Consider the following 18,310-nt stretch of genomic DNA (forward strand, 5'->3'; position numbering starts at 1 on the left):
GTGTTGAATCGGCGATCGACCGGGTGACCGCGCAGGTCGTCCGCCGGTCGCCGGTCGTGGGTCAATCCAGATAGTCCGCGTATTCCTTGCGCGTATAGCGGGCGAGCGTCTGCCACGGCAACGTCTCGCGCCGCACGGCCGGCGCCGGTGTCAAGGTCAGCCTGCGCACGACGCGGCCGTCGTCGCTGCCGCATCCGGCCAGTGCAAAGGCGCCCGCGCACTGCAGCGCCGCCAGTTTGATTCGATTCACGTTGCCGGCCCCCCGCCATTGATTCTTTTGAAATGAAAGGTGATGCCAGGAACCTGATGTGACGTCGATGCGAAGGGGGATTGGAAGGACTTGTGAACGGCAACGGCGAGGCGCCACGACCGGGCGCCCCGCTCGCAGCGGCATCAGCCCGCGTGTTCGGCGGTAACGCTGCGCACGGTCACGATGCGCGCAGGCGGTATGTTTGCCCACACGATCCGGCTGCCGCAGGCAACGAATGCCGAATCGCCGAGCGGATGGCGGCCGGGCGGCCGCAGGTCGTAGGTGAACTGAATCATCACGCCGTCGGCCGACAGCACGCGATGGCACTGGTCGACGATCGCCGTCACGTCCCGGCGCGGCAGCGTGCGCAGCGGCAGGCACGACACGATCGCGTCGACGCGCGCGTCGGGCGGCAGCAGCCGCTCGAGTTGCCGCGCGTCGCCCGACACGACCGAGATGCCGGGAAAGCGTCGCCGCAGATGCCGGACGAACGCCGGCGAGCGCTCGACCACGACGAGCCGCCGTGGCGCGACGCCGCGTTCGAGCAACGCCGCGGTGATCGCGCCGGTGCCGCCGCCGAGCTCGACGACCAGCCCGTCGCCGTCCGGCACCGCGTCGGCCATCTCGCGCGCCAGCTGCCGCGAACTCGGGCACAGCGCGCCCACCGCGGCCGGACGGCCGACCCACTCGCGCACGAACAGTGCCGAGACACGCCACGCGTTCGGCCACATCATGGGCGGCCCTCGCGCGGCTGCGCTGTCGGCCTCGACGTGCCGACGGCTTCGTTGAACAGGACTACGGCGACACGGGGCTTTGGCATGCGCATCCTCCTGGACGAGGCGGTCCGCCGCAGGAAGAGCGACGTTCAAATCGATTCTAGGAAACGCAAACTTAAGGCGACGTGAAGATTGTCCCTGATTCCGCCGATCAATTCGTGCCGGATCGGCCGCCGGATGCGCGATCAGCGATCGATGCGCTACCGGAAGTGCGCGGGATCGCGCTCGCCGACGATCCTGGTCTGCCATACATCCTGCGCACAACGCCTACACACGATTACGGTACTCGACGCGCATAGGCGAAAGTCAGGCATAGCCGGCTGACTGAATGTTTTTCCGGCATTCCCGACCACCAGTCGTTGTCGACTGTACGGCCATTTCCGACAGCGATACCAACGTGCCAATGCGTGTTAGGGCATCGAAACATGCCCGTGCGTCGTGGTCGCCAAAACACTACATCACCGGGCTGAAGATCTTCGATCTTCGTAACCTTCGGCCAGCGGGACAACGTCGCATCGACAGCCGAGACTGAAGCAAGATTGCCGATCGGATGGCATGCAGCCCGGAAGATAGCGCTCACCGTGTACGCGCACGATAGCAATCCGGGAAATTCCAGGCCGAGATAGCTAGCGCGTGTCGCTACGGTCCAACGTTGTACGCCATAGAGAGAACCATCTCGTAGAACCGCGTCGGGCGATGCGAGCGCAGCCCGCGTCAGACGCTGCGCGAGTGGCGGTTCGCATTGCCTCGACGACATCTCATTGTTCATCGCATGTGCGCTACCGCTTACCCAAGCCTGCGCCGCCAATGCGGCGGCACAAAGGCGCATCACTGCGCTCACTCGACAGCTTGGCATTATCACCATCCGACGCACCGCATTCGAAACAATCCTGATGCATTCATGCATGTGTACCCGTCCATTTAAGCGCGATTCTTCTAAATCGACTCGCTTCCTACGTCCGCCACAATAGCTTCAGACGATACCGGGTCACAAGAATTCACTCTGAACCACACCGGTTTTTGTGGAGGCTCGGATTCAAGGAACTGCACCGTACCAACGAGATCCTCGAGCTGGCGAGCGGGTGTTCGACCAGGCTGAGCTCGACCGCCGTTTCAAGTCCTGAAGGCCTCCATTGATCGGCATCGCGACACCTTCGGCGTCGAGCCGATCTGCAAGGTCTTGCGGATTGTCCCGTCGGGCTACCGACGCCATGCCGCACGGCTTCGGAATCTGTCCAAACGCCGCGCCCGCCGGAACGGGTCAACTGACAGTTCAACGCTGGGCGACCGAATCAGCCTTGGGCGCCGCGATTGGAGCGCAGCGGCAATCCTGGTCGTGCTTTGCGTTGCCAGTGCGCGCTGCACAACGCCTGGCAGATCAGGCCCGCGCTGATCCGCTCGGACATCGACCTGCCGGCGACGCGCCGATCGAACAATTTTGGCGCCACCGGCAGGCGGTGTGTGTCGAATCCGTCGTCACCCGATACGGGCGCTTGAAGACCGGGCGTAGTCCCTGGCGTTGCGGGCTGCGACGCACGCGTTCTGCGCTCGCCTGCCGCCCCGGTCGTAACGCGATACTAACCGGGTATGTGGGCTCGAATCGCACGGCTACCGCAACGCCATTCGCGCTTGCATCCGAGCCGTGTGGAATAGCGACACACGCTCAGCACTGCACGGCGATCGGCACCTGCTCCGCCAAGAAGTCGACGAATGTCCGGATCGATGGCAGCAATCCGCGTCGCGACAGCATCAGGAGGCTGATTGTCGACCGGCTCGCGATCCAGTCCGGCAAGACGCGCACAAGTTTCCCCTGACCTACCTCCGAACGCCCCACATAGCCGGGTAACGCGACAATGCCCATGCCGTGACAGGCCGCAGCTTTCAGCGTCGTCATGTCGTCACTGCAGAGCAGCGCCTTGAATGGCACGGTCTCAACCTGATCCGGGCGCGCCGCATGACTCAAGCGCCATTCGCTCACATCTTGAATGCCGCCAAACGCTATGCCGTCGTGCGATGCGAGATCGGCGGGCGTATCGGGCACGCCCCTGCTCCGCAAATAGTCCGGCCCCGCGAACAAGTGCCAGGATGCTTGCGCGATCACCCGTTGTACCAGCGTGGAATCCGGCAACGGGTCGACGTGCGCCCGCAGGCACAGGTCGAATCCTTCCTGAAGCAGATCGACCTGCCGGTTGGACGCATGCTGAACGATTCTCACATGCGGATGATCGATCATGAATTTGGGAATCAGGTCGGCGAGCAGCAGCTGCGCCGTCGCGACCGAACACGAGAAGCGGATGATCCCGCTGGGCTCCGCCATCCGCTGTCGCACCACGTTCTCCGCCGCCTCCGCCTCGATCAGCATGGCAACCGCATGCTTGTAAAAGGCCTCGCCGACTTCCGTGACATCAAAGCCTCTCGACGTGCGTTGAATCATGCGGGCGCCGAGCGCCGTTTCCAACCCATGGATGCGCCGGCTGAGACTTGACTTGGCCATGCCGAGTGCGCGCGCCGCCGCCGTGATGCCTTTGTTCTCCACCACTTGCACAAAGTAATAGACGTCGTTCAGATTCAGCATATCTCTGCGTGGCTCCGGGTTCCATCAGGCGTGATCATATCGTGATCCGAATCATCGATCCCGAGTTGACTCGATCGATGCAGCAATAATTCGACGCGCAGGTTCAGGCTCGTCCGATTTCATACCGCGGTGGCGATCGGACGCTGCGCCCATTGGCGGTTCATCGCAAGTTCGTTGCGAAAATTCGAACTTATCGTTCGCGTGAGCGGCACTTCCTCCCGTCATGTGCCCCGCTCTAGACTGTCCCACTACATCGGCTCGTCGCGCATGCCCGTTCCGCAAGGAAGCCCTATCCAGACGCATCTGCCTGACGACCACAAACCGCCTGCTCTCCGACAAGGACCTTTTCAGATGCCGGATCAACTCAATCGCCGCGAACTGGCTCGTCGCCTCGACGCCGTCACCGATCATGCAATCCGCAACAAACGCGTGCTCGGCACGGTGCTGATGGTGGCGATCGACGGCGAGACCGTCTATCGCCGGGCGGCGGGGTTGGCTGACCGGGAGACGAATACGCCGATGAGCGAAGACGCCATCTTTCGCCTGTCTTCGGTCACCAAACCGCTGACGAGTGCGGCGATCATGGTTCTGGTGGAACGCGGCGTGATCGCGCTGGATCATCACGTCACACGATACCTGCCCGAATTCCGCCCGCGTCTTGCCAACGGCACCGCGCCGGACATCACCTTGCGGCACTTGCTGACACATACGTCCGGGCTCGGCTATCGCTTTCTCGACGTGGCCGGCGGGCATTACGATCAGGCTGACATTTCCGACGGGCTCGATCAACCCAACCTGAGTCTCGACGAAAACCTGCGGCGACTGGCCAGCGTTCCGCTGCGCTTCGCGCCCGGCGAGCGATGGAATTACTCGCTCGGACTGGACGTGCTGGGCGCGGTGATTGAGCGCGCCACCGGGGAGTCGTTTCCGAACGCGATGCACCGGCTCGTTACATCCCCCCTCGGCCTCGACGATCTCACGTTCCACGTCGACAAATCCAGGCGTCTTGTCAAACCCTATGTCGACGGCCATCCCGATCCCGTCGCCATGACCGACGAATCGATCGTTCCCGCCTTCGCAAACGCCATTCGCTATGCGCCCAGTCGAATTCATTACAAGGATTCCTACCCGTCAGGCGGGTGCGGCATGGCGGGTACGGCAGGCGACATCCTGCAATTTCTTGAAGTGATCCGCAAAGGCGGCGCGCCGATCCTTCAACGCTCGACGGTCGAAGACATGATGCGTGACCATGTCGGTCCGCAGGCCGGAACGCAGGGACCCGGCTGGGGTTTCGGCTACGGGTGGGCCGTGTTATCGGACGCCGCCGCATCGGATTCCCCCCAGTCACCGGGCACGCTTCAGTGGGGAGGTGTCTATGGCCACAACTGGTTCATCGACCCGCTCAAGCGTCTCACCGTCGTCAGCCTGACGAACACGTCGTTCGAAGGCATGTCCGGCGCCTATCCAAACCGGATACGCGATGCGCTGTATGCCTAGGGTCTGCCCGACCTCATGCGTTCAAGGGAGCGTTTATGACCAAGCGACGTGAAGTACCCGGCATCCGGCCTTATGACGGGCCGGCCGGCGGATGGGGCGCGCTGCGCGCGACGGCCAGGGCGATACGCCTGCAGATGGAGACGATCGAAGCACCCGTCACGCTGCTCCGGACCAACCAGCCGGACGGCTTCGATTGTCCCGGCTGCGCATGGCCGGACAAGGAGCATGGTTCGACGTTTCAATTCTGCGAGAACGGCGCAAAGGCAGTGACCTGGGAAGCGACGACCAAACGCGTGCCGCCCGAATTCTTCGCGAGCCACACGGTCTCGTCACTGCGCGCATGGCGCGATTTCGATCTGGAAGACCTGGGAAGACTCACGCATCCGATGGTGTACGACCGCACCAGCGATACGTTCCGGGCAATCGACTGGAATACCGCCTTCTCCCGTATCGGCGCGATCCTGAACCGTCTCCCGAACCCCGATTCCGTGGAGTTCTACACGTCGGGCCGGGCCTCCAACGAAGCGGCCTTCCTGTACCAGCTCTTCGCGCGGGAATACGGCACGAACAATTTCCCGGATTGCTCGAACATGTGCCACGAACCGACCAGCGTCGGCCTGCCGAAATCGATTGGCATCGGCAAAGGCACGGTGTCCCTGGCCGATTTCGACCAATGCGAACTCATCATCTCGATGGGCCACAATCCGGGCACCAATCATCCCCGCATGATGGGCACCCTGCATGAAGCATCGCGACGCGGCGTGCCGATCGTCGTGTTCAATCCGCTTCGCGAGCGTGCGCTGGAGCGCTTCGAGGATCCGCAAAATCCGCTCGAGATGGCGACCTACGGTTCCGCGCGGATTGCCTCGACCTATTTGCAGGTGAAAGTAGGCGGTGACACCGCCGCGCTCAAGGGGGTGATGAAGGCGCTCCTTGCGCTGGATGCGGCGACCGGCGAGGTCCTGGATCACCGTTTCATCGCGGAACACACGCAGGGCATCGCCGCCCTGGTCGACGATCTCGACACCACCGAGTGGGCCGAGATCGAGGTGGCGAGCGGCCTGACTCGCGCCGATCTCGAAAGCGTGGCCGCGCTTTACGCCAAGTCCAAGGCCACGATCGTCACCTACGGCATGGGCATCACGCAGCACAACAAGGGCACGTCGAACGTCCAGCAGATCGTCAATCTGCTGTTGTTGCGCGGCAATATCGGCAAGCCGGGGGCAGGCATCTGTCCGTTGCGCGGACACTCGAATGTCCAAGGCAATCGCACGGTTGGCATCACCGAGCAACCGAGCACCACGTTTCTCGATCGGATCGAACACGCATTCGGTTTCAAGCCGCCTCGACAGCATGGGCACGACGCCGTGAAGGCCATGCAGGCGATCATCGCCGGTGAGTCTAAGGCGCTGCTCTGCCTGGGCGGGAATTTCGCGGTTGCGCTACCTGACCCGGATCAATGCTTTCCCGCCATGCAGCAACTCGAATTGAGCGTGCATCTCGGCACCAAATTGAACCGGTCGCATCTGCTGGTTGCGAAGGAAACGTTTCTGCTGCCCTGCCTCGGCAGGACGGAAGCCGATATCCAGACCAGCGGGCGTCAAGCCATCACGGTCGAAGACTCCATGTCGATGGTGCACGCGTCGCAGGGGAAACTCAAACCCGCGTCGGAACACCTGCTGTCGGAACCGGCCATCATTGCCGGCATCGCCAGTGCCACGCTGCCGGACAGCAAGATCCGGTGGCAAGCGCTGATCGAAGACTACGACCGCATCCGGGACCTGATCGAGCGCGTGCTTCCGGAATTCGCGAACTTCAACGCCCGCATCAAGACGCCCGGCGGGTTCCGATTGCCGCTCCCGCCGGCGGAACGCATCTGGCCGACAGCCTCCGGAAAGGCGGAATTCTTCGTGTTCGACGGTCTCGCCGAGGATGACGACGTCGCTGACGAGGGCATGTTGAGACTGGCCACGATCCGCAGCCACGACCAATACAACACCACGCTCTACACGATGGATGATCGGTATCGTGGCGTCTTCGGCCGGCGCGACATCCTCTTCATGAATGAACGCGATCTCACGTCGCGCGGGCTCGAACACGGCGACCTCGTTGACATCGAAACCCTCTCAGCGGACCGAACGCGCCGCATGGAAGGTCTTACGGTGGTCGCATACGACATCGCCCCGGGTTCCGTGGCGGCCTACTATCCGGAAGCAAACAAGCTGGTTCCGCTCGATTACGTGGACAAACAGAGCGGGACTCCATCGTACAAGTCGGTGCCGGTCCGGATCGTTCGCTCGCTGTCGAACGCGCCTCGCGAGACCGCCGCAGAATCGACCTGACCATAAACGAGACGCCACGCGCCGACATGGCGCCGGGCATTATCGATCGCACGATATCAATCAATCTTTCACGAGAATCTCCCAACCATGCGCTACCTCTCTTTCGACAAGCAACAGGACAACGTGCTGCTGATCGCACGCGTGCTGATGATGGTGTTGTTCGTCATGTTCGGCTGGCAGAAGCTGATCGGCTTCTCCGGTACCGTTGCGTATATGGGGTCGACAGGCGTGCCCGTGCCGACGCTCGCGGCGGTGATTGCGGTGGTGATGGAGTTCGTGGCCGGGCTGCTGATCGTGGCCGGCTTCTACACGCGGCCGGTGGCGTTGCTGCTCGCGCTTTACACGCTCGGCACCGCCTTCATCGGTCACCCGTACTGGACCATGACGGGTGCCGACCAGTACGCGAACCAGATCAATTTCTACAAGAACGTCAGTATCGTGGGCGGTCTGTTGGTGCTGATCGTCTCCGGCCCCGGCCGGTTCTCGATCGATCGCCACTGATGGAAACCGTATGCGATCCATTACGGATCGCCCGCCAGATTAAAGAATTTCCCAATACTTATAAGCTATTGAGAAATTCATGATTAGGTCCGTTGGATTTCTCGATGGTTCGTAAAATTTTTATTTTGTTTTACTTATCAACCCGTTCCGACCGCCCCCGATCGCATACGAAATCCTTTTACGCAGCAACCTCGTGGTCAAGACGAGGCGCCCTCCGGCAACCCGCCAGGAGCACTCCATGACGCTTTCGCTTCAAGTCAACCTGCGGACGCACACCGTCGTAGCAGCGCCCGATACGCCGTTGCTCTACGTGCTGCGCAACGACCTCGCCCTGAACGGCCCCAAATTCGGCTGTGGACAGGCGCAATGCGGCGCATGTACCGTGCTGATCGGCAAAACCGCGGTACGCTCCTGCGTCTTTCCGGTCGGAGCCGTGGGCGACGCGCCCGTGACGACCATCGAAGGTCTCGGTTCGCGAGCGAAGCTGCATCCGGTTCAGCAAGCATTCATCGACGAACAGGCGGCCCAGTGCGGCTACTGTTCGAGCGGGATGCTGATCGCCGCGAAGGCGCTGCTGGATGCCAATCCGAACCCCGACGAGGCGACGATCCGCCGCGAGATGTCGGGCATGCTGTGCCGCTGCGGCGCGCATAACCGTATTGTCCGCGCGATCCTGCGCGCCGCGCAGGAGATGCGCGCATGAACGTCGCCAAACTTACCCGCCGCGACTTCGGCAAATTTGCGGGCGCGCTCGTCGCCACCTTCACGCTCGCCCCGTTGAGCGCACTGCCCCAACCGGCCGGCAGCGCGGCGCAACCGGCACTGCCAATCAGCCTGCGAACGAACCGCCGGCTCGATGGCTGGATCCGCATCGACGAACATGGCGCCATCACGGTTTTCACCGGCAAAGCCGAACTCGGCCAGGGCATCCTCACAGCGCTCGCGCAAATTGCCGCGGACGAACTCGACGCGGATCTCGCCCGGGTGCAGATGGTGTCGGCCGACACGACGCGCAGCCCGAACGAAGGCTACACATACGGCAGCCAGTCGATCGAGCAAAGCGGTGCCGCCGTCCGGATCGCCGCCGCCCAGGCCCGCGCGACGCTGCTTCAGCAGGCGTCGATCCGCCTCGGCGTGCCCGTCGGCACGTTGCGGACCGAAAACGGCCGCGTACTGGCCGCCGGCGGCCGCGCCGTCAGCTACGGCGACCTGGTCGCGGGCAAGCGCGATCTGCTAGACCTCGAAGTGACGGCGAACGTCGTGCCGAAACGCCCCGCCGACTTCCGTCTGGTCGGCAAGGCGATACCGCGCCTCGACCTGCCCGGCAAGTTCACCGGCGAGGCCGCCTACGTACAGGATCTGCGCATGCCCGGGATGCTGTTCGGCCGAGTCGTCAGGCCCCCGCGCGCAGGTGTCAGACTGCTCGCGCTCGACGACGCGCGCGTGCGCGCTCTGCCGGGCGTTATTGCCGTGGTGCGCGACGGGAATTTTCTCGGCGTCGTCGCGCAGCGCGAGGAACAGGCGATCGCCGCGCGCGGCGCACTGGCCGCCGCCGCGCAATGGAGCGACGACGGCACCGCCCTACCCGACGCAAGTGCGCTGCCCGAGGCCTTGTACCGCTGGCGCAGCGAAGACAGCATCGTTGCGTCGGTCGGCCAGGAGATCGCGCCACCCGCCGACGCCAGGCATTTCGAGGCGACCTATTCGCGGCCGTACCTGTCGCAGGCGTCGATCGGACCGTCCTGCGCGGTAGCGCTGCTGAACGACGCGCACCTGACCGTCTGGTCACATACGCAAGGCGCGTTTCCGCTACGCGGGGATCTGGCAACGGTGCTCGGCATGCCTGTCGCCGCCGTCGATGTCGTGCATACGGCAGGCTCGGGCTGCTACGGCCATAACGGTGCGGACGACGCCGCGCTCGACGCGGCCTTGCTCGCGCGTCAGGTGCCCGGCCGGCCGGTCAAGCTCCAATGGATGCGTGACGATGAATTCGCATGGTCCCCGATCAGCCCCGCGATGGCGATTCAGGTGAAGGCTGCCCTGTCGAACGATGGCCGCATCGTCGACTGGCAATACGAGCTGTGGAGCAACACCCATGCGGCGCGACCAGGCCAGAAAGGCGGGATCAATCTGCTTGCCGCCTGGGATCTCGCGAGGCCGTTCTCGCCGACGCCGCCGCTGCATATTCCGCAGCCGTACGGCAACGGCGACCGCAACGCGGTGGCCGTCTATGACCTGCCGCGCCAGCGCGTCGTCAATCACCTACTGCTCGACGCGCCGATCCGCACCAGTTCGCTGCGCACGCTGGGCGCCTACGCGAACGTGTTCGCGATCGAATCGTTCATCGACGAGCTGGCCACCGCAGCCGGCATCGATCCCGTTGCATTCCGCCGCGCGCACCTGAGCGACCCGCGTGCGCTGGCCGTACTCGACGCATGCGCGCGGCGCGCCGGCTGGCGCGCTGGCGCGCGAGGCGACGGACACCGCGGCCGCGGTCTCGCCTACTCGCGCTACAAGAACATCCAGGCCTACGCAGCCGCGGTCGTCGAGGTCGAGGTCGATCGCGAACACGGTGTCGTCAAGGTGACACGCGTCACGATGGCAGCAGACGTCGGGCGCGTGGTCAACCCGGACGGCACAAAAAGCCAGATCGAAGGCGGCATCGTGCAGGCGTTGAGCTGGTCGTTGAAGGAACGCGTAGCATTCGACCGACGCAAGATCACGACGCGCGCCTGGGCCGACTACCCGATCCTGAGGTTCGACGAAGTACCGCCGATCGATATCGAGCTGATCGATCACCCCGACGAAGTATCGCTGGGCGCGGGCGAGTTCTCGGTCGGGCCGGCGGCGGCGGCACTGGCCAACGCAATCGCGCATGCGACGGGCCGCCGCATCCGGGATCTACCGATCACGCCCGATAAGTTACGCGGTGCATTTGCGTGATCCCGCCGTTCGGAACAATGCCGTTCCGCTCACTGGAGCGCGTTATTCACGTCACAAGGAGTTGGAAAAGCGGAGACCGTCCTCGACCTATGTCCAGGATGACGAATTGGACCTTATAGCGCCTTATCTGACGTTTATGAAAGATGAACCGCCCCTTCACGATAAAGGCGATGCACGCGCTTGCGATGCACATGAATGCCTTCGCGCTCCACGACTGCATGCAGCCGCCGGTAGCCGACCGGAAGCAAGTCATCCGGTGCCGGCCACGCGGCCAGCACTGGACACTCACCCAGACCTGTTCTAGATCAGTTTCGCAGCCTCATCGGCCGAGACCAGACGGCCGAGCTTGCCGAATTCGTGAAGATCACCGAAGACTTCGATGCGGATCGACTGGTCGATTCCACCCACTTTCAGGGCATCGAATCCATTCGCGTCGATCAGTTTCGCCACTGCGTCTCCCGCTGCCGCGTCGTCCGCCGCATAGAATTCGACGGCCCGCGTCGGGCGACGATTCGCACCCGACGTCAGCGACGCCGCGCCCAAGGTGCCGAACGCCTTGACGAGCCTCGCACCGACCGGCAACAGGCTGGCGAGGACTTGCCCCGACGACTGATCTTCCGGGAGGATTTTCTTGAACCCGCCCGCGTTGTCGGGCGCAATCGGATTCGAGGTATCGACGACGATCTTGCCAGCCAGTTGCGCGCCGTGGGTTTCAAAATAGCGTTTGATGACGTCGAACCAGACCGCGAAGATGACGATGTCCGCCCGGTCGATGGCCTGATCGAGCGTTGCATGCGTCACCCGTTCTCCCAACGTATCCGCCAACTGCTTCGCCTTATCCTCGTCGGCATCCGCGACAATCAACGAAACCCCGCCGGCGACGAGGTTCTTCGCCAGACGCGACCCGATGTTCCCCAGGCCGATGATTGCAACATGTTCCATTCCCTTCTCCTGATAACAAACGTTTCCGCACATTTGCACGACATCCGTTTCCGCTCGTCAAAGCGACGCGCCCCCGAACGACCGATACCTCGAAACGAAACGTGTCCTCCGTATTCTCGAAGCTATAGCCCGAACAGCCGGGCGGCGTTGTCCCGCCCGATCTTTTGCCGGTCGTTTTCGCTAAGCAATGCGTGATCGAACCACTGGCTCGCGGTAGTCATGCTCTCGTAGGGATAATCGGCCGAAAACATCACGCGATCCGTTCCGACCTCGCTGATCGCGTTGAACAACCCCTTGGTGTGAAAGTGACCGGCCGTGGTGATGTAGAAGTTCTCGCTGAAATACTCGCTCACCCGCCGCTTTGCCCTGCCCAGCCCCACCCCTTCGCGCTGCATGTCGAGCCGATGTTCGAGGCGCGGCAGCATGAGCGGCAAGCCCTCGCCGAGATGACCGAGGATGATCTGGATGTTCGGGTACTGATCGAACAAGCCACTCAGCATCAACCGGATCGCATGCGTCGCCGTTTCATGAGCGAAGCCCCAGGCCGACCCCACCAGCGACTCGTATCCTGCATAGATGCGTTGCTGAGCCGGCAGCGGCTCCCTCGGATGCAAATACACGGGCACATTCAGCGTCGATACCCGTTCCCAGAACTCCCATACCGGTTCTTCGTCGAGGTACTGCGCGGTGTCTCGATCGCCGATGTTCGTGTACCCGTTGATCAACGCTCCTTTCATGCCCAATTCCACGACCGCGCGTTCAAGCTCATCCGCCGCGGCCCGCGGAGACTGAATTGCCACCGTCGCGAATGCCTTCAAGCGACCGGATCGATGAGAGGAAAATTGCTCCACGATCTGGTCATTCGTCTTCCTGGCGAAATCCACGGCCTGCCCTACATCGAGAATGGACTGTGCGCCGGGTGACGTCAGCGAGAGGATCGCGATATCGATACCGTTCGCATCCATGTCGCTCAAGCGCGTATCCACGTCCAGCAGCCTCGCATCGACATCTTCCATGTAGGCCTTGCCATTGCGAGCCGCTTCGCCCGCCGCATCCCACAGGCCGTTATTCAACTCGGTCGTCAGGTGCTCCTCGAGCACGATTTTTCCTTTCATGACACATGTCCCGTATTCAACGTGATGTGTTTGTACTCGACGAAATCGTCGATCGCGGCGACACCGTTCAGGCGTCCAAGACCGGATTGCTTATAGCCTCCTTCCTCGAATTCGTCGTAGACCTTCGCCCAATCGTTGATCCAGACCGTACCCGCCTGCACCGCGCGGGCAACCCGCATCGCCCGGTGAACCTCCTGCGTCCAGACTCCGGCCGCCAGACCGTATTCGCTGTCGTTCGCGAGCGCCACCGCCTCTTCTTCCGTATCGAAAACCTGCAAGGTCAACACCGGACCGAATACCTCCTGCTGCACGATCGGCAGCTTCGCGTCGGTCACCTCCAGCAGCGTGGGCCGATAGAACGCACCCTTTGCGAGCGCGCCCTCCCGAACCGGTCCGCCGCGAGTAATCACCCGTGCACCCGCCGCGATGGCCTGCTCGACCATCGCATCGACCCGCGCCACGTTCGGCTTGTCGATCAGCGGCCCCATGTCACTGGCCGGATCGGCGGCGGGCCCCACGCGGACCGCCTCGAGTCGCCTGGAAAGCCCTTCGCGTACTTGCGCCGCAACCCCGCGCTGTACCAGCAACCGCGAACCCGTCATGCAGAACTGACCGGCAAAGACTGTCAGCGATTTCTCGAGAATCGGAAGTACCGCGTCCAGATTGGCGTCGTCGAATACCAGATGCGGCGTCTTCCCGCCCAGCTCCAGTCCGACGCGCTTGATGCGCTGTGCAGCCACCGCCGAAATCGCCCTGCCGGTCGCAGTCGACCCGGTGAAGCTAATCACCGGCACCGCGGGCGACGCGACCAGCAGCTTCGCGCCTTCGGCGCCAGACTCGTTGAACAGGTTGATCACGCCGCGCGGCAAGCTGGGGGCTTCGGAGATGACGCGCGCCACCAGCGAGTTGGTCTGGGCCGTCTGCCCCGGCATCTTGATGGCCGTCGTGACGCCCGCCGCCAGCGCCGGTCCCAGCGAGCGGATCAACAGCACGACCGGCGAATTCCAGGGCACGATGATCCCGGCGACGCCCATCGGTTCGCGCACCACCACCGACAACACATCCGGTCTCGGCGTGCCGCTGTGACCACGCTCCGCACGCGCCAGCGCTGCGTAGAAACGCAACTTCGACGGCACCATCGTGACCTCAAAGCGCGCCTCCGCCCTGACCTTGCCGTTTTCCAGCGCCAGTTGTTCGATCAGGGCTTCCTCGTGCCGCTCGAATGACGCAGCCAGTTCGTCGAGCACCTTGGCGCGCAGCGACGCATCGTGTTTCCAGTTTCCCGTGTCGAACGCCTTCCTCGCCGAGGCGATCGCCAGTTCGGCCACCGCTTCGCCGCCATCCGCGTATCTGCCGATGACCGTTCCGCTTGCCGGATCGACCGAATCACGGTGCGTCCCGGAGTCGATCCAGGCGCCGTCGATCCAATGCAGGGCTGTCGTGATCGTCATGATCGGATCCCCTGATCAGGCGTAGTGCCGAGCGATATGCTCGGCGACCGCGATCGTGGTGACATTGGTCGCCACCGAGATGGCGTCGGGAAAGATCGACGCATCGACCACGCGCAAGTTCGATACGCCGTGGACGCTGCCCTGCAGATCCACCACCGCCCCGTTGTCGCCGATACCGCCCATCGGGGCCGTCGACGTTGGATGATGATAGGTGTCGAGCGTTGCCTTGATCGAATCGAGCATCTCCTGATCCGTGCGCGCGTGGATGCCGGGCGCCAGTTCGGAATGAATCAGGAGAGACAGGGGTTCGGTTTGACCAATCCGCCGCGCGATCTTGACGCCGTCGAGCAACCGGGCGCGGTCGCCGGGATCGGCGAGGAAGTTGAGGTCGATGCGCGGTGCTGTCTCCGGATTCCGGTCGACCAGGCTGAGCCGGCCCACCGACAGCGGACGCGTGAGCGCGACCGCCAGCACGAAACCGACCTTCGTCGGGCTCTGATCATGGGGAAACAGATGCGTGGCGGTCACGTGGAGATCGAGATCCCCGGGCTTCGCCTGCTTGCTGCGCGTCCACAGCTTCGCGCCGATCACCGGCGACTGCGCACCTATCCTGTCCGGGTGCGCGGCGTACGCGTTGTAATAGAACGGATGGTCCTTCAAGCGCTGGCCGACCGGCAAATCCGCCACCACGGGAATGTTCAACGCGCGCAGATCCGCGCTCGGGCCGATCCCCGAACGCAGCAGGATGGCTGCGCTGCCATAAGCGCCGGCGCTGAGAATGAGTTCTCCTGCATGGATTTCCTCGCCATTCGCCAAACTTACGCCGATGGCCTTCGTACCGTCGAACAGGACCCGATCGACCAATGCGTTGCCGCGAATTTCCAGGTTGCTCCGGTCGCGGACTTCGTTATCCAGATACGCGATACCGGTATTGACGCGGACCCCGTTGACGATATTCATCGGGTAGGGACCGACGCCATGCGCATCTGGCCCGTCGAAATCGTCTATCGGCTGGAATCCATTTGCGATCGATGCATCGATGAATGCGCGCTGCATGGGCGTGATGTCATCGCGCTCGAGTTGACGGACCGGCAACGGACCGTTACGGCCATGCAGCGCATCCGCGCCGCCGACGCGGTGCTCCAGTTTCTTGAAGGCCGGCAGGACATCTTCATACGACCAGCCTGCCAGCGCCCAGTTATCGAAATCCTGCGGTCTTGCTCGAATGGCCACCGAACCATTGACAGCCGAACTTCCGCCCAGGACCTTGCCTCGAAAGGCGCCGATCGGATGTTCGACGAAGCCGGGCTCTGATCGATAACCCCAATCATGTCCGGTCGCGGCGCCCAATTGGTCGCTGTTCGCGACCGCATGTGGATAGCCCCAGGCGTCATACGCGGCGCCGGCTTCGAGCAACAACACGCGCCGATTCGCGGTCTCGCTCAGGCGCCGCGCCAGCACCGCGCCTGCCGACCCTCCACCCACAATCAAAACGTCGGCCACATGTGCTACCGGACTCTTGATATTGGCTTGGCTCATCGGGCTTTCTCCTTGGATTCGGTTATCTGAATGCAGATTAACCCGAGGCAAGGTGATTTCCCGGACGCAATACCAGAACTATCGGTTCGAATTACGGCAACCTAAAGCTCGTTGCAATCGCAAGGGTTCAGGCACGCGAAATCGCGTAGAAGCCGGCAACCGGCCATCGTCGATCGCAGTCGTCGTGGCTGCACTGGGCGAAACCGGCAAGCCGCCACGAGTGTGGGCTTCAACGTCGCCGCATCCGCTACGGAGCGCCTCGAGTGCAAGATGGCGCTTGAGCCACAGGCGACGGATCTGATCGGTAGGGAGTGGTAGAAATTGCGTCTGCGGCCCGGCACGCGCCCCAGGTTTCCGCCTCGGGCAGATAAACCGCTTCGATCAGCGTGCGCTGCTCACGCAGCCGCGCGTCGCCGAAAAGCGGATGCGCGAGCAGCGATACATCGAACCAGATGGCCGATAGCGTGCAGGTCGGATGCCTCGTAGGCACGAATCTCGATTGCCTTCTTGTCGTATTGTTCGATTCGTCCCGCACCGACGAACGCCCCCCGGCGCGCTCGTCCGTGCGGTGCGCCGCGCGCGCTGCCCGAAGCACCGCGCGCGGCACCGCATCACCGCAAGTTGGTTCTCGCCAGCTCGACGATCTCGTCGCCGCGCCCGCTGAGAATCGCGCGCAGCATGAACAGGCTGAAGCCCTTCGCATGCGCGAGTTCGATCTTCGGCGGCATCGCAAGCTCGTACTTCGACGTGACGACGTCGACGACAGCCGGCCCGTCGTGCGCGAACGCCATGCGTAGCGCTTCCTCGACGTTCTCCGAATGCTCGACGCGCACGCTGAAGATGCCCGCGCCCTTCGCGATCGCCGCGAAGTCGGTCGGGCTCAGGTCGACGTTCGTGTCGAGATAGCCGGCCGCCTTCAGTTCCATCGACACGAAGCCGAGCAGGCTGTTGTTGTACACGACGATCTTGATCGGCAGCTTGAGCTGGCGTGCGGTGAGCAGATCGCCGAGCAGCATCGACAGCCCGCCGTCACCGGACAGCGATACCACCTGCCGCCCCGGATGCGCGCCCTGCGCGCCGAGCGCCTGCGGCATCGCGTTCGCCATCGAGCCATGATTGAACGAGCCGTGCAGTTGCCGCTTGCCGTTCATCGTCAGGTAGCGCGCGGCCCACAGCGTCGGCGTGCCGACGTCGGCGGTGAAGATCGCGTCTTCCGCCGCGACTTCGTCGACGATCTTCGTCAGGTATTGCGGGAGGATCGCGCGGCCCGGCGGCTCGGCCACCGCGAGATCGTCGAGCCCCTTGCGCGCCGCCGCGTAATGCTTCAACGCGTTTTCGAGGAAACGCCGCTGCGTCTTGCGCACGAGGCGCGGCAGCAGCGCCGCGATCGTTTCCTTCACGGTGCCGACGAGGCCGAGCGCGAGCGGCGCGCGATGCCCGAGCTGCGAGCCCTTCCAGTCGATCTGCGCAACCTTCGCGTTCGACGGATAAAACGGCCGGTACGGGAAATCCGTGCCGAGCATCAACAGCGTGTCGCACGACTCCATCGCGTGATAGCCCGAGCTGAAGCCGATCAGCCCCGTCATCCCGACGTCGAAGGGGTTGTCCCATTCGACGAACTGCTTGCCGCGCAGCGCATGCACGACCGGCGCGCCGAGCGTGTCGGCCAGCGCGACCACTTCATCGTGCGCGCCCTGCGTACCACTGCCGCACAGCAGCGTCACCGCATCGGACGCGTTGAGCAGCGCCGCGAGCCGGTCGAGATCGGCGTCGGCCGGCAGGATCGACGGCGGCGCCGATTCGCTCCACGCCGGCCGCTCGTCCGGGCCGTCGCCGAGCGCGATGTCGCCCGGCAGCACGATCACCGCGACGCCGCGCTCGTCGATCGCGGTGCGCATCGCCCGCGCGAGCACGCGCGGGAACTGCGATGCGTTCGTCACGAGCTCCGCGAAGTGACTGCATTCGCGGAACAACTCCTGCGGATGGGTTTCCTGGAAGTAGCCGAGGCCGATCTCGGTCGACGGAATGTGCGCGGCGATCGCGAGCACCGGCTGGTGATTGCGGTGGCAGTCGTACAGCCCGTTGATCAGGTGCAGGTTACCGGGGCCGCAGCTGCCCGCGCACACCGCGAGCCGCCCGGTCGACGCGGCATCCGCGCCAGCCGCGAACGCGGCGCTTTCCTCGTGCCGCGTATGCATCCAGCGGATCGAGCCGATCTGGCTCAGGCTGAACGACAGGCCGTTCAGGCTGTCGCCCGTCACGCCCCAGATGCGCTCGACGCCCGCTGCCGCCAGCGTCTTCGCCAGGTATTCCGCCATCGTCTGTTTAGCCATGCTGTCCTCGCTCGTTGATGGGTCGTCACACGAATGAACCGGCTGC

13 protein-coding genes, 3 pseudogenes and 1 other annotated feature are annotated in these 18,310 nt (G+C 63.6%); of the genes and pseudogenes, 7 read left to right on the top strand and 9 right to left on the bottom strand.

Translation table 11 applies throughout. From position 1 onward, the window contains the following. Positions 1–61 precede the first annotated feature (61 nt). Positions 62–250, bottom strand: coding sequence for a hypothetical protein (locus tag ACPTTC_RS31895; protein WP_423395766.1), 189 nt, complete (start codon positions 248–250; stop codon positions 62–64). A gap of 143 nt (positions 251–393) precedes the next feature. After that, on the bottom strand, positions 394–984 hold the full coding sequence (locus ACPTTC_RS31900) for a class I SAM-dependent methyltransferase (protein WP_423395371.1): 591 nt from the start codon (positions 982–984) through the stop codon (positions 394–396). 1,080 nt (positions 985–2,064) lie between these two features. On the opposite strand from ACPTTC_RS31900, the pseudogene ACPTTC_RS31905 reads away from it, so the two are divergent. Next, positions 2,065–2,284: pseudogene (locus ACPTTC_RS31905) on the top strand (IS3 family transposase); the annotation flags it as partial. Beyond that, positions 2,104–2,221: a sequence feature (AL1L pseudoknot), on the top strand. Its footprint overlaps the pseudogene before it by 118 nt. Before the next feature lie 40 nt (positions 2,285–2,324). On the opposite strand, the pseudogene ACPTTC_RS31910 reads toward ACPTTC_RS31905, so the two are convergent. Then, positions 2,325–2,587, bottom strand: a pseudogene (locus ACPTTC_RS31910) (IS3 family transposase); the annotation flags it as partial. Positions 2,588–2,689: 102 nt separating this feature from the next. Then, entirely contained in the window at positions 2,690–3,601 is a 912-nt protein-coding gene (locus tag ACPTTC_RS31915) for a LysR substrate-binding domain-containing protein (RefSeq protein WP_423395372.1), read from the bottom strand. Positions 3,602–3,952: 351 nt separating this feature from the next. On the opposite strand from ACPTTC_RS31915, the gene ACPTTC_RS31920 reads away from it, so the two are divergent. The 5 genes from ACPTTC_RS31920 to ACPTTC_RS31940 all read left to right on the top strand — a co-directional run bounded on the left by ACPTTC_RS31920 (position 3,953) and on the right by ACPTTC_RS31940 (position 10,884). Next, positions 3,953–5,098, top strand: a complete 1,146-nt coding sequence (locus ACPTTC_RS31920) for a serine hydrolase domain-containing protein (RefSeq protein ID WP_423395373.1) — start codon at positions 3,953–3,955, stop codon at positions 5,096–5,098. Positions 5,099–5,133: 35 nt separating this feature from the next. Then, a complete protein-coding gene (locus ACPTTC_RS31925) occupies positions 5,134–7,440 on the top strand; it encodes an FdhF/YdeP family oxidoreductase (RefSeq protein WP_423395374.1) in 2,307 nt (768 codons plus the stop codon). A gap of 63 nt (positions 7,441–7,503) precedes the next feature. Next, positions 7,504–7,941, top strand: a complete 438-nt coding sequence (locus tag ACPTTC_RS31930) for a DoxX family protein (protein WP_423395749.1) — start codon at positions 7,504–7,506, stop codon at positions 7,939–7,941. A 238-nt stretch (positions 7,942–8,179) separates the two neighbouring features. Continuing rightward, positions 8,180–8,644 carry a (2Fe-2S)-binding protein gene (locus ACPTTC_RS31935; protein WP_423395375.1) on the top strand — a complete coding sequence of 155 codons (465 nt, stop codon included), beginning with the start codon at positions 8,180–8,182 and terminating at the stop codon, positions 8,642–8,644. Continuing rightward, complete coding sequence (locus ACPTTC_RS31940; protein ID WP_423395376.1) at positions 8,641–10,884, top strand: molybdopterin cofactor-binding domain-containing protein; 2,244 nt, start codon at positions 8,641–8,643, stop codon at positions 10,882–10,884. The genes ACPTTC_RS31935 and ACPTTC_RS31940 overlap by 4 nt, the downstream gene beginning before the upstream one ends. Before the next feature lie 300 nt (positions 10,885–11,184). Here the strand turns inward: ACPTTC_RS31940 and ACPTTC_RS31945 are convergent, their stop codons facing one another. From ACPTTC_RS31945 to ACPTTC_RS31960, 4 genes are all read right to left on the bottom strand, one after another. Further along, positions 11,185–11,826 carry an NADPH-dependent F420 reductase gene (locus ACPTTC_RS31945; RefSeq protein ID WP_423395377.1) on the bottom strand — a complete coding sequence of 214 codons (642 nt, stop codon included), beginning with the start codon at positions 11,824–11,826 and terminating at the stop codon, positions 11,185–11,187. Between the two features lie 122 nt (positions 11,827–11,948). Then, positions 11,949–12,941 (bottom strand): amidohydrolase family protein, encoded by a 993-nt coding sequence (locus ACPTTC_RS31950; protein ID WP_423395378.1) that lies wholly within the window; start codon positions 12,939–12,941, stop codon positions 11,949–11,951. After that, a complete protein-coding gene (locus tag ACPTTC_RS31955; protein ID WP_423395379.1) occupies positions 12,938–14,392 on the bottom strand; it encodes an aldehyde dehydrogenase family protein in 1,455 nt (484 codons plus the stop codon). Before ACPTTC_RS31955 ends, ACPTTC_RS31950 begins: the two co-directional genes overlap by 4 nt. Positions 14,393–14,407: 15 nt before the next feature. Then, on the bottom strand, positions 14,408–15,931 hold the full coding sequence (locus ACPTTC_RS31960) for a GMC family oxidoreductase (RefSeq protein ID WP_423395380.1): 1,524 nt from the start codon (positions 15,929–15,931) through the stop codon (positions 14,408–14,410). A 103-nt stretch (positions 15,932–16,034) separates the two neighbouring features. Here ACPTTC_RS31960 and ACPTTC_RS31965 point away from each other — a divergent pair. Next, positions 16,035–16,184: pseudogene (locus tag ACPTTC_RS31965) on the top strand (ISKra4 family transposase); the annotation flags it as partial. A gap of 358 nt (positions 16,185–16,542) precedes the next feature. Here the strand turns inward: ACPTTC_RS31965 and poxB are convergent. Further along, positions 16,543–18,264 carry a ubiquinone-dependent pyruvate dehydrogenase gene (gene poxB / locus ACPTTC_RS31970; RefSeq protein WP_423395381.1) on the bottom strand — a complete coding sequence of 574 codons (1,722 nt, stop codon included), beginning with the start codon at positions 18,262–18,264 and terminating at the stop codon, positions 16,543–16,545. Positions 18,265–18,310 lie beyond the last annotated feature (46 nt).

The sequence above is a fragment of the Burkholderia mycopellens genome, from assembly GCF_964265025.1.
Classification (GTDB): Bacteria; Pseudomonadota; Gammaproteobacteria; order Burkholderiales; family Burkholderiaceae; genus Burkholderia.

Excerpts from the sequence above, each read along its gene's own strand:
- ACPTTC_RS31920 (WP_423395373.1), top strand. The coding sequence starts at position 3,953 with ATGCCGGATCAACTCAATCGCCGCGAACTGGCTCGTCGCCTCGACGCC.
- ACPTTC_RS31940 (WP_423395376.1), top strand. The coding sequence starts at position 8,641 with ATGAACGTCGCCAAACTTACCCGCCGCGACTTCGGCAAATTTGCGGGC.
- ACPTTC_RS31945 (WP_423395377.1), bottom strand. The coding sequence starts at position 11,826 with ATGGAACATGTTGCAATCATCGGCCTGGGGAACATCGGGTCGCGTCTG.
- ACPTTC_RS31950 (WP_423395378.1), bottom strand. The coding sequence starts at position 12,941 with ATGAAAGGAAAAATCGTGCTCGAGGAGCACCTGACGACCGAGTTGAAT.
- poxB (WP_423395381.1), bottom strand. The coding sequence starts at position 18,264 with ATGGCTAAACAGACGATGGCGGAATACCTGGCGAAGACGCTGGCGGCA.
- ACPTTC_RS31955 (WP_423395379.1), bottom strand. The coding sequence starts at position 14,392 with ATGACGATCACGACAGCCCTGCATTGGATCGACGGCGCCTGGATCGAC.
- ACPTTC_RS31915 (WP_423395372.1), bottom strand. The coding sequence starts at position 3,601 with ATGCTGAATCTGAACGACGTCTATTACTTTGTGCAAGTGGTGGAGAAC.
- ACPTTC_RS31960 (WP_423395380.1), bottom strand. The coding sequence starts at position 15,931 with ATGAGCCAAGCCAATATCAAGAGTCCGGTAGCACATGTGGCCGACGTT.
- ACPTTC_RS31935 (WP_423395375.1), top strand. The coding sequence starts at position 8,180 with ATGACGCTTTCGCTTCAAGTCAACCTGCGGACGCACACCGTCGTAGCA.
- ACPTTC_RS31900 (WP_423395371.1), bottom strand. The coding sequence starts at position 984 with ATGATGTGGCCGAACGCGTGGCGTGTCTCGGCACTGTTCGTGCGCGAG.
- ACPTTC_RS31925 (WP_423395374.1), top strand. The coding sequence starts at position 5,134 with ATGACCAAGCGACGTGAAGTACCCGGCATCCGGCCTTATGACGGGCCG.